General features: G+C 62.6%; 10 protein-coding genes and 1 pseudogene. 9 read left to right on the plus strand and 2 right to left on the minus strand.

The window, feature by feature from the left end; all coding sequences use genetic code 11:
* A pseudogene (locus ACT6VE_RS33080) lies at positions 1–204 on the plus strand (carbohydrate ABC transporter substrate-binding protein); the annotation flags it as partial.
* A gap of 143 nt (positions 205–347) precedes the next feature.
* On the opposite strand, the gene ACT6VE_RS33085 reads toward ACT6VE_RS33080, so the two are convergent.
* Positions 348–977 (minus strand): TetR/AcrR family transcriptional regulator, encoded by a 630-nt coding sequence (locus ACT6VE_RS33085; protein WP_444802437.1) that lies wholly within the window; start codon positions 975–977, stop codon positions 348–350.
* 91 nt (positions 978–1,068) lie between these two features.
* Between ACT6VE_RS33085 and ACT6VE_RS33090 the strand changes: the two genes are divergently transcribed.
* The 8 genes from ACT6VE_RS33090 (at position 1,069) to clpB (ending at position 12,174) form a co-directional block, all read left to right on the plus strand.
* A complete protein-coding gene (locus ACT6VE_RS33090; protein ID WP_444802438.1) occupies positions 1,069–2,043 on the plus strand; it encodes an oxidoreductase in 975 nt (324 codons plus the stop codon).
* Positions 2,040–2,606: a class I SAM-dependent methyltransferase gene (locus ACT6VE_RS33095; RefSeq protein ID WP_444802439.1), complete on the plus strand. Its 567-nt coding sequence runs from the start codon at positions 2,040–2,042 to the stop codon at positions 2,604–2,606. Before ACT6VE_RS33090 ends, ACT6VE_RS33095 begins: the two co-directional genes overlap by 4 nt.
* 111 nt (positions 2,607–2,717) lie before the next feature.
* A complete protein-coding gene (locus ACT6VE_RS33100; protein ID WP_444802440.1) occupies positions 2,718–3,992 on the plus strand; it encodes an aspartate kinase in 1,275 nt (424 codons plus the stop codon).
* Between the two features lie 86 nt (positions 3,993–4,078).
* On the plus strand, positions 4,079–6,346 hold the full coding sequence (gene ptsP, locus ACT6VE_RS33105) for a phosphoenolpyruvate--protein phosphotransferase (protein ID WP_444802441.1): 2,268 nt from the start codon (positions 4,079–4,081) through the stop codon (positions 6,344–6,346).
* A gap of 20 nt (positions 6,347–6,366) precedes the next feature.
* Positions 6,367–7,449: a peptide chain release factor 1 gene (gene prfA / locus ACT6VE_RS33110; RefSeq protein WP_444802442.1), complete on the plus strand. Its 1,083-nt coding sequence runs from the start codon at positions 6,367–6,369 to the stop codon at positions 7,447–7,449.
* Positions 7,446–8,318 carry a peptide chain release factor N(5)-glutamine methyltransferase gene (gene prmC / locus ACT6VE_RS33115; protein ID WP_444802443.1) on the plus strand — a complete coding sequence of 291 codons (873 nt, stop codon included), beginning with the start codon at positions 7,446–7,448 and terminating at the stop codon, positions 8,316–8,318. The genes prfA and prmC overlap by 4 nt, the downstream gene beginning before the upstream one ends.
* A 329-nt stretch (positions 8,319–8,647) precedes the next feature.
* On the plus strand, positions 8,648–9,316 hold the full coding sequence (locus ACT6VE_RS33120; RefSeq protein ID WP_444802444.1) for a DUF4167 domain-containing protein: 669 nt from the start codon (positions 8,648–8,650) through the stop codon (positions 9,314–9,316).
* Between the two features lie 251 nt (positions 9,317–9,567).
* Complete coding sequence (gene clpB / locus ACT6VE_RS33125; protein WP_444802445.1) at positions 9,568–12,174, plus strand: ATP-dependent chaperone ClpB; 2,607 nt, start codon at positions 9,568–9,570, stop codon at positions 12,172–12,174.
* An 80-nt stretch (positions 12,175–12,254) separates the two neighbouring features.
* Here the strand turns inward: clpB and ACT6VE_RS33130 are convergent, their stop codons facing one another.
* Positions 12,255–14,204: a M23 family metallopeptidase gene (locus ACT6VE_RS33130; RefSeq protein WP_444802446.1), complete on the minus strand. Its 1,950-nt coding sequence runs from the start codon at positions 14,202–14,204 to the stop codon at positions 12,255–12,257.
* Between the last annotated feature and the right edge of the window lie 332 nt (positions 14,205–14,536).

Below are 14,536 nucleotides of genomic sequence, written 5' to 3' on the forward strand. Positions count from 1 at the left end.
CAGGAAAAGGTGCTGGAACGCCTCGAGCGCGCCGGCGTCCAGGGCGATATCGGCCCGAAGCTCGCCGAAGAGCACGATCTTGCCTACTGGAACAAGGACGCCGTCGAAAAGGGCAACCTCGCACCGCAGCTCAAGATCGAGAACGAGAAGGAAAAGCCGCTTACCGTCAACTATGACGAACTCGTCAAAAGCTGGCAGAAGTAATGTGGAAGGCCGCGGGCGGTTTTCGCCTGCGGCCATCTTTCTACGCAATTCCCGGCAAGCAAAACCGCTAAGGATTTTTGCTGGAGTTGTTCATGATCCAATCCTCTTGCCCGCGTGCCGAAAGGTGCGCGGGCCTTTTCGTCTCAACCCAGTTTCTTGATCCAGAGCGTATCGATGATGGAGGGCAGCAGGATATCGAGCATGTCCGCATCACTGCCGCAGTCCACGATCCGGGCGAGCTTCTTGTCGAGCGTCAAATGGGCGAAACCGTGTGTGGTCGACCAGATGCCGATCAGCATGGCCTCGCCCTCTGCATCGAGCTCGGACCCTTCCGGTTGGCCGCGCAGGGCGAGCACCGTCCTTTCGAGCGCGTCCCAGGCCTCGCCGGTCGCCTGGTCCAGCGACGCTTGACCTTGAAGCAACATGTCGTGCCGGAACATCAGGTGAAAGCGCCCTGGAAAATCCACGGCGAAGCGGACATAGGCAACCCCTTGCGCCTTGAGACGCTCGGGCAGGGTTCCGCTTGCGCCAGCGAGGTTCAGCCGACGCGCAAGCTCGGCGTAGCCGAGGGCGGCGACCTCGGTGAGAAGACCGGCGGTGCTGCCGAAATGGTGCGAGGGCGCGGCGGGTGAAACGCCGGCACGGCGAGCGGTTTCGCGTAGCGTGAACCCTTCGAGGCCCCGCTCGGCGAGCAGGTCGTCGGCTGCGCGGATCAGGGCGTCGCGCAGACCCCCATGGTGATACCCGCGTTCGCTCGTTTTTTTCTCGTTCATCGCCGATCTCGCACGATTGTTATCTTTACAGTGTAAAGATCATGATGTAGTGCAATGTAAACACTGTTCAGATTTGATGCGAGGTATCATAGTGCGTGCAAACAGTCTGGCAACCGCCGATGGCGGGACAAGTGGAAAACCGTGGACGCTGCTGCAAATACCCGACCAGACGGCCCGCCTGGCCGTCGTTACGGGCGCCAACAGCGGGTTGGGTTTCCTCGCGGCGCGGGAACTTGCCCGCAAAGGGGCGCGGGTGATCATGACCGCGCGGGACGAGGGCAGGGGACGGATAGCGCTGGCGCGCATTCGCGCCGAGCTTCCCGATGCGGCAGTCGAGCTTCGGTGGCTCGACCTTGCAGACCTTGAGAACGTGTCCGCCTTTGCCGGGGAAATGCTTACCGAAGGCCGGCCGCTCGATCTCCTCATCAACAATGCCGGCGTCATGATGCCGCCGCGCGGACTGACGCGACAGGGGCACGAGACGCAGTTCGGCGTCAACCATCTTGCCCATTTCGCCCTGACGCTTCGCCTTTTGCCGCTGCTTTCCGCAGCGGTCGGTACACGGGTCGTGACCGTGAGTTCCGAACTGCACCGCCGGGGCCGCATCCATTTCGAAGACCTGAACGGCGAAAAAAGCTACGGTCGCATGGCCTTCTATGCGCAATCGAAGCTGGCCAATGTGCTCTTCGCTCTGGAGCTGGACCGTCGGCTGAAGGCGACCGGCCTGCCGGTGATCAGCGTGCTTGCCCATCCCGGCTATTCCGACACCAATCTTCAAACCAGTGCCACCACCGGCGTGCTGCGGCTGTTCATGCGTATCGGCAACCGGTTCCTCGCGCAGAATGCGGGGCAGGGTGTGCTGAACCAGCTCTATGCGGCGACCGCCGGAGGTCTTCGCGGCGGCGAGTTCATCGGCCCGGACGGTTTTCGCGAGATGCGCGGCTCACCAACGCTGGTGCACCCGCTGCCCGCCGCGACCGATCCCGAGCTTGCCGCGAGGTTCTGGCGACTTTCCGAAGACCTGACTCATCTGAGTTTTCCCTCAACCGTGGAGCGCATGCAATGACCGGAATGACCCTGGACGGCTGCCATTTCTTCCGGGCCTGGATCCGCGACCCGTTGCGCGTGGCCTCGATCACGCCGTCCGGCAAGGCGCTTGCCGACCTCATCGTGCGGGGGATCGGGCCGGAAACCGGTCGTGTCATCGAACTCGGCCCGGGCACCGGCGTTTTCACGCGCGCCCTCTTGCGGCGCGGCGTCGCGGAGGAGGATATCCTTCTCGTCGAAAAGGGGGCGGAATTTGCAGCCCTCCTCCAGCAGCGTTTTCCGAAGGCGAAGATCGCCTGCGTCGACGCGACGGATGTCGCCCGGTTCTGCCCGGAACCGGCGGGTGCGGCCATCAGCGGCCTGCCGCTGCTTTCGATGCGGTCGCAGACGGTTCATGCGATCCTCGAGGGCACCTTTGCCCGGCTGGGCGCGGGGGCGGCGCTCTATCAGTTCACCTATGGCCTTCGTTGCCCCGTGCCGCGCGCGGTGCTTGATGGTCTCGGATTGTCTGCCGTCAGGGTCGGTGGCACGCTGCGCAATGTACCGCCCGCCTTCGTCTATCGCATCAGCCGCAAGCACTGACCGTACCGTTTGCCGGATTCCATGCATTGCACACCGCGGGGTCTTCCGCTAAGAGACCCCGCGGTTTCACCCGCGCGCTCGCGCGTCTCTATGGAATAGCGGTATACACTCATGGCACGCATCGTGATGAAATTCGGCGGAACGTCCGTCGCTGACCTCGACCGTATCCACAATGTGGCCCGCCATGTGAAACGTGAAGTCAATGCCGGCCACGAAGTCGCCGTCGTCGTTTCCGCCATGTCCGGCAAGACGAACGAACTCGTCGGCTGGGTGCAGGGCATGCCGAAGGTCACGGGCGCCAATTCGCCCTTCTACGATGCGCGCGAATACGATGCCATCGTCGCCTCCGGCGAACTGGTGACGGCCGGGCTTCTTGCCATCGCGCTCCAGTCGATGGACATCAATGCCCGCTCCTGGCAGGGCTGGCAGATCCCGATCAGGACCGACAGCGCACACGGTGCGGCCCGCATTCTCGATATTGACGGCACGGAAATGATCCGCCGCATGGGCGAGGGCCAGGTCGCCGTCGTCGCCGGCTTCCAGGGGCTTGGCCCGGACAACCGCGTTGCCACGCTCGGCCGCGGCGGCTCGGACACTTCTGCCGTCGCGATCGCCGCCGCCGTCAAGGCGGACCGCTGCGACATCTATACCGACGTCGATGGCGTCTACACGACTGACCCGCGCATCGAGCCGAAGGCCCGCCGCCTGAAGAAGATCGCCTTCGAGGAAATGCTCGAAATGGCGTCCCTCGGCGCCAAGGTTCTGCAGGTGCGCTCGGTCGAGCTTGCCATGGTGCACAAGGTGCGCACCTTCGTTCGCTCCTCTTTCGAGGACCCCGATGCGCCGGGCATGGGCGATCTTCTGAACCCGCCCGGTACGCTGATTTGTGATGAGGATGAGATCGTGGAACAGGAAGTCGTAACCGGCATCGCCTATGCCAAGGATGAAGCGCAGATCTCGCTCCGCCGCGTCGCGGACCGGCCGGGCGTTTCGGCCGCGATCTTCGGCCCGCTTGCCGAATCGCATATCAATGTCGACATGATCGTCCAGAACATTTCCGAGGACGGTTCCAAGACCGACATGACCTTCACCGTGCCGTCCGGCGACATGGAGAAGGCGCTCAGGGTTCTCGACGGTGCCAAGGAGCAGGTCGGTTTCGACGTGATCCAGCACGAGACGGGCCTGGTGAAGGTTTCCGTCATCGGCATCGGCATGCGCAGCCATGCGGGTGTTGCCGCCTCGGCCTTCCGCGCACTTGCCGACAAGGGCATCAACATCAAGGCGATCACGACCTCCGAGATCAAGATTTCCATCCTGATCGACGGTGTCTATGCCGAACTCGCTGTTCGGACTTTGCATTCCGTCTACGGTCTCGATAAGAAGTAACTACCGGCCGAGTCGGCGCCGATCTTGTGATCGCCAGCGTGGACAGGCGCCGGTAAGGTAACGTCATTTTCGGGAGACGCCACGCGATGAGAGATCTCTCCGCGGGTCCGCGCGTTCTTCTCAAGCGGCTGCGCGAACTCATGGCGGAGCCGCTCGAGCCACAGGAGCGCCTTGACCAGATCGTGCGCCAGATCGCGCAGAACATGGTCGCGGAAGTGTGCTCGGTCTATGTGCTGCGCTCCGACGGCATCCTCGAACTCTATGCGACCGAAGGTCTCAATCCCGGCGCCGTCCACCTGGCGCAGCTCAAGATGGGCCAGGGTCTCGTCGGCACGATTGCCGCCTCCGCCCGGCCGCTGAACCTTTCCGACGCGCAGTCCCACCCCGCCTTCACCTACCTGCCGGAAACCGGCGAGGAGATCTACCACTCCTTCCTCGGCGTTCCTATCTTGCGCACCGGCAGGGCGCTCGGCGTGCTTGTCGTGCAGAACAAGGCGAGCCGCACCTACCGCGAAGACGAGGTGGAGGCGCTCGAAACGACAGCGATGGTGATTGCGGAAATGGTGGCGACCGGCGAGCTGAAGAAGCTCACCAAGCCCGGCCTTGAGCTGGATCTGTCGCGCCCCGTGTCGATCGAGGGTTCGAGTTTCGGCGAGGGCATCGGCCTTGGCTATGTCGTGCTGCACGAGCCGCGCATCGTCGTCACCAATCTGCTCAACGAGGATTCCGAACACGAACTCGGTCGTCTGGCGGAAGCGCTCGGGTCGCTGCGCATCTCGATCGACGACATGCTGTCGCGCCGCGAGATTTCGATGGAAGGCGAGCATCGCGAGGTGCTGGAAACCTATCGCATGTTTGCGCATGACCGCGGCTGGGTCAGAAAGCTCGAAGAGGCGATCCGCAACGGCCTGACGGCGGAAGCGGCGGTCGAACGTGTCCAGAGCGAGACCAAGGCGCGCATGATCCGCCTGACGGATCCGTATCTGCGCGAGCGCATGCACGATTTCGACGATCTGGCGAACCGGCTGCTGCGTCAGCTGACCGGCTATGGCGCGAAACTCTCCGCCAGCAACTTTCCGAACGATGCGATCGTCGTGGCACGCGCCATGGGGGCTGCGGAGCTGCTCGATTATCCGCGTGAGAATGTGCGCGGCCTCGTGCTGGAGGATGGCGCCGTCACGAGCCATGTGGTGATCGTGGCGCGTGCCATGGGCATTCCGGTGGTTGGCCAGGCGGCAGGCGCGGTGGCGCTTGCTGAAAACGGCGATCCGATCATCGTCGACGGGGAAGACGGACGGATCCACTTGCGGCCGCTGCCGGATCTTCAGCGCTCCTATGAGGAGAAGGTCCGGTTCCGTGCCCGCCGGCAGGAACAGTATCGTGCGTTGCGCGCCGTCGAGCCTGTGACGAAGGACGGGCAGGCCATCAATCTGCAAATGAATGCCGGCCTGTTGGTCGATCTGCCGCATCTCAACGAATCGGGTGCCTCCGGCATTGGCCTGTTCCGTACTGAGCTCCAGTTCATGATCGCCTCGACCATGCCGAAGGCGGAGGAGCAGGAGGCGTTCTACCGCAATGTCCTGAAACAGGCGGGCGGGCGCCCGGTTACGTTCCGCACGCTCGATATTGGCGGCGACAAGGTCGTGCCCTATTTCCGCGCGGCGGAGGAAGAGAACCCGGCACTCGGCTGGCGCGCCATCCGCCTGTCGCTCGATCGCCCGGGCCTGCTGCGCACGCAGCTTCGCGCCATGCTGCGCGCCGCAGCGGGCGCTGATCTGCGCATGATGCTGCCGATGGTGACCGAGGTTTCCGAGCTGAAGGAGGTTCGTGACCTTCTCCAGAAGGAGATCCAGCGGCAGTCGAAGCTCGGCGACCAGTTGCCGAAGAAGCTGCAATTCGGCGCGATGCTGGAAGTGCCGGCTCTGCTTTGGCAGCTCGACGAGTTGATGGCGGAGGTCGATTTCGTCTCCGTCGGCTCGAACGACCTTTTCCAGTTCGCTATGGCGGTCGACCGCGGCAATGCTCGCGTCTCCGATCGTTTCGACACGCTTGGCCGTCCTTTCCTGCGCATCCTGCGCGATATTGTGCGTGCCGGCGTGCGCAACGATACGTCCGTGACGCTGTGCGGCGAGATGGCGAGCAAGCCGATCTCGGCCATGGCGCTGCTCGGCATCGGTTTCCGCTCCGTCTCCATGTCGCCGGCGGCGATTGGCCCGGTGAAATCGATGTTGTTGTCGCTCGATGCCGCAAAACTCGAAGCGATGCTGATGCCCGCGCTGGACGATTTGAAGCCGACGGCTTCGATCCGCCAGATCCTTACTGACTTCGCGGCCGAAAACGGCGTTCCGCTTTGAAATTGACTGGAGTTTGAACGGTGGCGAAGCTTCCCGTTGAAAAAATGCGCGAACTCGTACGCCGTTTCGGCGAGATCGAGGCCCGCATGTCGGCGGGCCCGGATTCGGAAACCTATGTGCGCCTCGCCTCGGAATACTCCGAGCTTCAGCCTGTCGTGACGAAGATCCGCGAATACGAGAAGGTCAATGGCGAGATCGCCGACCTCGAATTGCTGCTTAACGACAAGTCGACCGACCGCGAGATGCGTGATCTCGCCGAAATGGAACTGCCGGAACTGAAGGAGCGGCTGGAGGGGCTGGAAAAGGAGATGCAGATCCTGCTTCTCCCCAAGGACGCCGCCGACGAAAAGAGCGCGATCCTCGAAATCCGCGCCGGCACTGGCGGCTCCGAGGCAGCACTCTTCGCTGGCGACCTTTTTCGCATGTACGAACGTTATGCGGCGGCCAATGGCTGGAAGGTCGAAGTCCTGTCTTCGAGCGAGGGCGAGGCCGGCGGTTTCAAGGAAATCATTGCGACGATCACCGGCCGCGGCGTGTTTGCCAAGCTGAAGTTCGAATCGGGCGTGCACCGCGTCCAGCGCGTTCCGGAAACGGAAGCGAGCGGGCGCATCCATACCTCTGCTGCGACGGTTGCCGTGTTGCCGGAAGCGGAAGAGATCGACATCGAAATCCGCGCGGAAGACATTCGCATCGATACGATGCGCTCGTCCGGTGCAGGCGGTCAGCACGTCAACACGACGGACTCGGCCGTGCGCATCACGCACCTGCCGACAGGCCTTATCGTCACGAGTTCGGAGAAATCCCAGCACCAGAACCGTGCCAAGGCCATGCAGGTGTTGCGCTCACGGCTCTACGACATCGAGCGCCAGCGCGCCGATAACGAACGTTCCGCCGATCGCAAGAGCCAGGTAGGCTCTGGCGACCGCTCGGAGCGCATCCGCACCTACAATTTCCCGCAGGGCCGTGTGACCGACCACCGCATCAACCTGACACTCTACAAGCTTGACCGGATGATGATCGGCGAGATCGATGAAATCGTCGATGCGCTGGTCGCCGACTATCAGGCCGGCCAGTTGGCGCAGCTCGGCGAACTGGGCCGATGAGCGGAACGACGCTCGCCGACGCACTGTCCGTCGCGCGGCGGCGGCTTTCAGAGGCGGGTATTGCGGATGCGGCCGGTGATGCGCGCACCTTGCTCAAGGGCGTGCTGGCATTGACCCCGACGTCTTTCATAACGGAAGGCGGTAGGATACTCGATCCGGCGGAACGGCAGGTGGTCGATGATGCCATCGAACGACGCAGCAGGCGCGAGCCGGTGCACCGCATCCTCGGTCACAGGGCCTTCTCACGGCTAGACCTAGCACTTTCGCCTGAAACGCTGGAGCCAAGGCCGGATACCGAAATCCTCGTCGACACGCTCGTGCCGCATGTGGAGCGTATCGTTGCCGCGGCGGGCCGCTGCCGCATCCTGGATCTCGGCACGGGAACGGGTGCGATTTGTCTCGCGCTGCTCGATCTGGTGCCTGATGCCGCCGGCGTGGGGACCGATCTTTCGGCCGGCGCGCTTGAAACGGCGACGCGCAATGCCGATATAAATGGGGTCGCTGACCGCTTTGAGGCGGTCGAGAGCGACTGGTTTGCAGCCGTAGCCGGCGCGTTCGACATCATCGTGTCAAATCCGCCTTATATCGTCCGCTCCGTGGTCGGAACGCTGGACGACGAGGTCCGGCTCTACGATCCGATCCTGGCGCTGGATGGCGGTGAAGACGGGCTCGATGCCTATCGCGCCATTGCCGCCGGGGCGGGCGATCATCTTTCGGAAAACGGCCTGGTGGCTTACGAAATCGGCTACGACCAGAAGGATCAGGTCACCGCGATCATGCGCGAAAACGGTTTTGTGTTGGTCGCTGCGGTCCAGGATTTTGGCGGCAACGATCGCGTTCTCGTCTTTTCGAAAGCGGCTATATTGTAAGCTTGCTGCAGCAGCGCAGCAAATTCCGCAGCCGCAAAGAAAAGGCTTGGAATTGTGAAGGAAGCGGGCTAGGTTGCGGCACGCACTAGGCAAGAGGTCATGGCACAGAGATTCGTTGCTGTATGACCCGATCTCGAGGGTTTCTCTCTCTGAAGAGTTGCTAGGATTGAAGACTGCCCTGTGCGGGTACCTGTTAATTTGACGTCTTACGGCGACAGGACCACCGACCGGCGTGGTTTGCCCGCGGGTAAGGATGCTTGATCTGGCGTGTCCCGATCAGGCGTGCAGACACATGATCATCAAGACACGATACGTTAGGTGAGTGACATATGAGGCCAGGACAGCAAAACAAGCGCGGCCGCGGGCGTAACAACAACAATAATAACAATAGCAGCAGCACTAGCAGCAATCATAACAATCAACGCAAGGGCGGAAATCCCTTGACGAGGACCTATGACAGCTCTGGCCCGGATGTGAAGATCAGGGGCACCGCCCAGCACATCGCCGAAAAGTATTCGACGCTTGCGCGGGATGCCCAGAGTGCAGGCGACCGTGTCATCGCGGAGAACTATCTCCAGCACGCCGAGCACTACAACCGCATCATTGCCGCCGCACAGGCGCAGATGCAGGAGCGTTTCCCGCGCGATGAACGGCCTGATAACGGCGACCGCAATGAATATAATGATCGGGACGGATACGACCGCGATCAGGATGAAATCGATTCGACGGCTGTTGACGAGCCGGCACCCGTTGCCGTTGTCCCGGTGGCCGCCCCGGTCGAGCAGCCCGTCATCGATGGTTCCGGCCCGCAGCCGGTGATCGAAGGCACACCGGCCGAAGTCTCGCTTGAAGAGGAAGCTGCAGCTCCCGCCGGCCGCGCACCACGCCGCCGCACTGCGGCACGCCCGCGTCGTCCGCGCCGTGGCGAAGCCGCGGCCGAAGGCGGCGAAGCGCAGCCCGCCGGCGAAGACGCTCCGGCTCTCGAAGCTTCGGAATAACGTCCCCTGCCATGCATCGAAGAACCCGGCCTTGTGCCGGGTTCTTGCGTTTTGGAAGGTGCGCCCGCGAAAAATCTCCGCTGGGGGGCGGCGCTCCCTTTAATTTGGAAAACCCCTCCACCATATTCCTCACAGACGGTTGACCGGTCTCAAGGCTGGATGATCGCACGCATGAAGGTTCGCCTTGATGGGAACCTTATCCTAATCGTCGACCGGTGCCTCGAAGGGCCGGCCGAGTACTGGAGGTAATGATGAACATTGAAAAATACTCCGAACGCGTTCGCGGATTCCTGCAATCCGCCCAGACGAAGGCGCTCGCGGACGGCCATCCGCAGTTCACGCCGGAACACGTTCTGAAAGTGCTGCTCGATGACGAGCAGGGCATGGCCGCATCCCTGATCGAACGGGCCGGTGGTAGCGCACGTGATGCGCGGACCGCCAACGACGCCGCCCTTGCCAAGCAGCCGAAAACCACCGGCGGCAACGGGCAGGTCTATCTTTCGCAGCCGCTCGCGAAGGTCTTCTCGACTGCCGAAGACGCTGCCAAGAAGGCCGGCGACAGTTTTGTCACCGTCGAGCGCCTGCTTTTGGCACTTGCGATCGAAAAATCCGCAGCGACGTCCGAGATCCTGGCGAAGGCCGGCATCACGCCGACCAAGCTCAACCAGGTCATCAACGATATCCGCAAGGGCCGCACCGCCGACACGGCGAGCGCGGAACAGGGTTTCGATTCGCTGAAGAAATTTGCCCGTGACCTGACGGCCGATGCGCGGGAAGGCCGCCTCGACCCGGTGATCGGCCGTGATGACGAAATCCGTCGCACGATCCAGGTGCTGTCGCGCCGTACCAAGAACAACCCGGTTCTCATCGGTGAGCCCGGCGTCGGCAAGACGGCGATCGCCGAGGGCTTGGCGCTGCGCATCGTCAATGGCGACGTGCCGGAGAGCCTGAAAGACAAGACGTTGATGGCGCTCGACATGGGCGCGCTGATCGCCGGTGCGAAATATCGCGGTGAATTCGAGGAGCGCCTCAAGGCCGTGCTTACCGAAGTGCAGGCGGAAGACGGCCAGATCATCCTGTTCATCGACGAAATGCACACGCTGGTCGGTGCCGGCAAGGCGGAAGGGGCAATGGACGCCTCCAACCTCCTGAAGCCCGCGCTCGCCCGTGGTGAACTGCACTGCGTCGGCGCCACCACGCTCGACGAATACCGCAAGCATGTCGAGAAGGACGCGGCCCTTGCCCGCCGGTTCCAGCCTGTCATGGTTGAAGAACCGACCGTCGAGGACACGATCTCGATCCTGCGCGGCCTGAAGGAGAAGTACGAGCAGCACCACAAGGTCCGCATCGCCGATGCGGCGATCGTTGCTGCCGCGACGCTCTCCAACCGCTACATCACGGATCGCTTCCTGCCGGACAAGGCCATCGACCTGATGGATGAGGCTGCCGCTCGGTTGCGCATGCAGGTGGATTCCAAGCCGGAAGAACTCGACGAACTCGATCGTCGCGTTATCCAGTTGAAGATCGAGCGCGAGGCCCTGAAGAAGGAAACCGACCGCGCCTCGCAGGATCGGCTCGAAAAGCTCGAACTCGACCTTACCGCGCTCGAAGAGCAGGCCGATGCGCTGACCGTGCGCTGGCAGGCGGAAAAGTCGAAGCTCGGCCGTGCCGCCGACCTGAAGCGCCAGCTTGACGAGTTGCGCAACGAACTGGCCATTGCCCAGCGCAAGGGCGAATTCCAGCGCGCCGGGGAGCTTGCCTATGGTGTCATTCCGAAGCTCGAAAAGGAGCTGGAAGACGCTGAAGGCCGGGATGCCGGTGACGTCGATCCGATGGTGCAGGAGGTCGTGACCGCCGACAACATCGCGCATATCGTGTCCCGCTGGACCGGTATTCCGGTCGACAAGATGCTGGAAGGCGAACGCGACAAGCTGTTGCGCATGGAAGACGAGCTTGCCAAATGGGTCGTCGGCCAGGGGGATGCCGTTCAGGCGGTCTCCCGTGCTGTGCGCCGTGCACGCGCCGGCCTTCAGGATCCGCACCGGCCGATCGGCTCGTTCATCTTCCTCGGTCCGACCGGGGTGGGCAAGACGGAACTGACCAAGGCACTCGCCCGCTTCCTGTTCGACGACGAGACGGCAATCCAGCGCATGGATATGTCGGAATACATGGAGAAGCACTCCGTGGCCCGGCTGATCGGTGCGCCTCCAGGCTATGTCGGATATGAGGAAGGCGGTGCGCTGACCGAATCCGTTCGCCGCCGACCCTATCAGGTCGTGCTGTTCGACGAGATCGAGAAGGCGCATCCGGATGTCTTCAACGTGCTGCTGCAGGTTCTCGATGACGGCCGCCTGACCGATGGCCAGGGCCGCACCGTGGATTTCCGCAACACGATGATCATCATGACCTCGAACCTCGGCGCCGAATATCTGACGGCGCTCGGCGAGAACGAGGACAGTGATAGCGTGCGCGACCAGGTGATGGATGTCGTCAAGATGGCCTTCCGGCCGGAGTTCCTGAACCGCGTCGACGAGATCATCCTGTTCCACCGTCTCAAGCGGTCGGAAATGGGCACCATCGTCGCCATCCAGCTGGAGCGCCTGCGCAAGCTGCTGGAGGATCGCAAGATCGCTCTCGATCTCGACGAGGATGCCGTGCATTGGCTGGCCGAGAAGGGGTACGACCCGGTCTATGGTGCGCGTCCGCTCAAGCGGGCGATCCAGAAGCACCTTCAGGATCCGTTGGCGGAGAAGATTCTCGCCGGCGATATTCCGGACGGTTGGACCGTCAAGGTAACCGCCGGGTCTGACCGGCTGCTCTTCTCGCCGCGCAATGCGACGGTGAGCAAGGCCGCCTGAGGCCGGTCACCGATCGGAGAAAAACGAAGCGCGGGTCTCGGCCCGCGCTTTTTTGTTGCCGCCAATCTGAAGCGAAGCGGTCAGTGCGTTTCGGCGACTTCCGTCGATCCTTCACCGCGACCCAAGAGGTCGTCGATGCGCTTGCGCTCGATCTCGAACTGCGCAAGGGCCTTGCCTTCGAGCGACTTTCCGCCGGGCAGGCGAATTTTCAGCGCATCCACCTTGTTGCCGTTGACGATCAGTTCGTAGTGCAGGTGCGGGCCGGTCGATAGGCCGGTCGTGCCGACGAAGCCGATGACCTGGCCCTGGCGCACTTTTACGCCCGGCTTGACGCCTTTGGCGATCGCGCTCTGGTGATTGTAGGACGAGACATAGCCGTTGGCATGGCGGATCAGCGTCTGGTTGCCGTAGCCGCCGGAATCCCAGCCTGCCTTTTCGACGACGCCATTGCCGGCGGCGATGATCGGTGTGCCGCGGGGGGCTGCCCAGTCGACGCCGGTATGCATGCGCGAGAAGCCGAGGATCGGGTGGCGCCGCATGCCGAAGCCGGACCGGAACGTGCCGTTCGGAACCGGATTGCGCAGCAGGAACTGCCGGATGCTTTTGCCGTCCTGGTCGTAATAATCGACCGCACCGTCTTCTGCATTCTGGAAGCGGTAGACGCGGGTTTCCGTGTCGCCGAACTTAGCGTCCAGGAAGAGAATTTCGGACTCTTCCGTCGCCGTGCCGTTTTCGTCGATGACGGAGAAGAAGGCTTCAAGCGTATCGCTCGGGCGAAGCTGCGCCTGGAAATCGACATTGCTGGCGAGGATGCGAATGACCTCCGCCGTCATGTCCTTGCCCATGCCGTAGGATAGTGCCGCACGATAGATGCCGTCATAGACACGCGGCAGGTCGCGTCCGGCGATGATCGCGGGGCGGCCATCATCGTCGAAGGCCGTCGCCACGGCGTCGAGCACCGGTGGTTCGGCGCCGCTGACGAAGCGACCGCTGTCATCGAGTGCTGCGGTCATCACATGGTGGCCGCGTGAATAGACGCTGGCCCGAACGATGCTCGCTTCCTTGCCCTTCTGCGAAATGCAGATGCGCAGCACATCGCCTTCGGCGAGCTCCTTGCTGCCGAGTTGACCTTCGAGATAGGCGGAAAGGTCGTCGGCCTGGGCTTTGGTATAACCGGCAGCCGTCATAACCTCGCTGATTTCGGCCGTGCGGCGCACGGGGATCACGTCGTCGGCATATTCCGTGTCGTCGGGCGTCAGCGTATCGAAGGTCGACACGCTCATGTTCTCCTCGACGATGCGCGCCGTCAGTCCCTGCAACAGGTCGAGTTCGGAGGATTCGGACGCAAAGCGCTGCGGATCGACATAAGAGAGCGATGCGACCTGGCTGTTGCCGTCCGTCAGCACCGAACCGTTGGTGCGGACATTCTCCTCGACTTCCTCGATCGACATCTGGTCGGCATAGTCGAGCGCCGAGCCGCCGGTCGGGAAGGCATCGGTCTGGAGTGCGACTTCCGATTCCACGTCGGAACCATAGATCGTGCCCATGCGCGAGGCGGGGGCCGCGTCCTTGCCATTGGTGGAGAAGATGGCGAGCGGGTCGAAACGCGGATAGTCGTCGCCCGTTGCGTGGTTTGCGGCAAGCGCCATCTTCACATGGGCGAAGGGCTGGCGGCGCACGACTTCCTTCTCGCCATCGTGGATCATGGTGGAGATTTCCATGATCTTCTTGTCGGCGGGCTTTGCGACGATCGCCGTTTCGATGACGCGTTCGCCGCGCTTCGCGCTCTCGCCGGTCTTGTTCGGCGTGGCGAGTGCGGCAAAGGCCTCTGCCGGAATGGCGAGCTGCTGGCGTCCGTCAAGTGCAGCGAAGAGGGCGACACCCATAAGGATGGAAGAGGTGATGCCGGTCAGAAACGTGCCGGACAGCCAGCGGAGGGAAATTTCGCGACGGTCGGGCGCCTTGCGCCCGTCGGCGAGGATCGGCGGTTCATTGCCGAGGGATCGGATCATGTTCCGGGCGGTGGTCATGCCGATTGCGCTTAACCCTGTATGACTGGTTTTTGTTGTTAGCGCGGGACCATGCACGCACGAGGGCATGCGAGTCAAATCACGCGGGTTCCTGTCACCCTCTAGACGCGCGGAATGTGAAAATCTGAGGGCAATCGCGGTCATTTACGGTTCACTTCACCTGAGAGCCCTGGAAATCCCGGGGAAATGAAAGCGCGGAGTGCTTTTCCGAGGAAATTTTCAAAAAAATGTCACATGGCCTGTTGACGTGTCCGCATTGGTGGGCTTATAACCCGCTCATCGAACGAGAGCGGCGGCGCTTCTGGCGGCCAACGAACTCGCTCTAGGGTTTC

Source organism: Shinella sp. (assembly GCF_052438155.1).
Lineage (GTDB): Bacteria > Pseudomonadota > Alphaproteobacteria > Rhizobiales > Rhizobiaceae > Shinella.

What these genes read in the sequence shown, in the direction of transcription:
- ACT6VE_RS33085 (WP_444802437.1), bottom strand. Translation starts at nt 977, where the DNA reads ATGAACGAGAAAAAAACGAGCGAACGCGGGTATCACCATGGGGGTCTG.
- ACT6VE_RS33095 (WP_444802439.1), top strand. Translation starts at nt 2,040, where the DNA reads ATGACCGGAATGACCCTGGACGGCTGCCATTTCTTCCGGGCCTGGATC.
- ACT6VE_RS33100 (WP_444802440.1), top strand. Translation starts at nt 2,718, where the DNA reads ATGGCACGCATCGTGATGAAATTCGGCGGAACGTCCGTCGCTGACCTC.
- ptsP (WP_444802441.1), top strand. Translation starts at nt 4,079, where the DNA reads ATGAGAGATCTCTCCGCGGGTCCGCGCGTTCTTCTCAAGCGGCTGCGC.
- prmC (WP_444802443.1), top strand. Translation starts at nt 7,446, where the DNA reads ATGAGCGGAACGACGCTCGCCGACGCACTGTCCGTCGCGCGGCGGCGG.
- ACT6VE_RS33120 (WP_444802444.1), top strand. Translation starts at nt 8,648, where the DNA reads ATGAGGCCAGGACAGCAAAACAAGCGCGGCCGCGGGCGTAACAACAAC.
- clpB (WP_444802445.1), top strand. Translation starts at nt 9,568, where the DNA reads ATGAACATTGAAAAATACTCCGAACGCGTTCGCGGATTCCTGCAATCC.
- ACT6VE_RS33130 (WP_444802446.1), bottom strand. Translation starts at nt 14,204, where the DNA reads ATGACCACCGCCCGGAACATGATCCGATCCCTCGGCAATGAACCGCCG.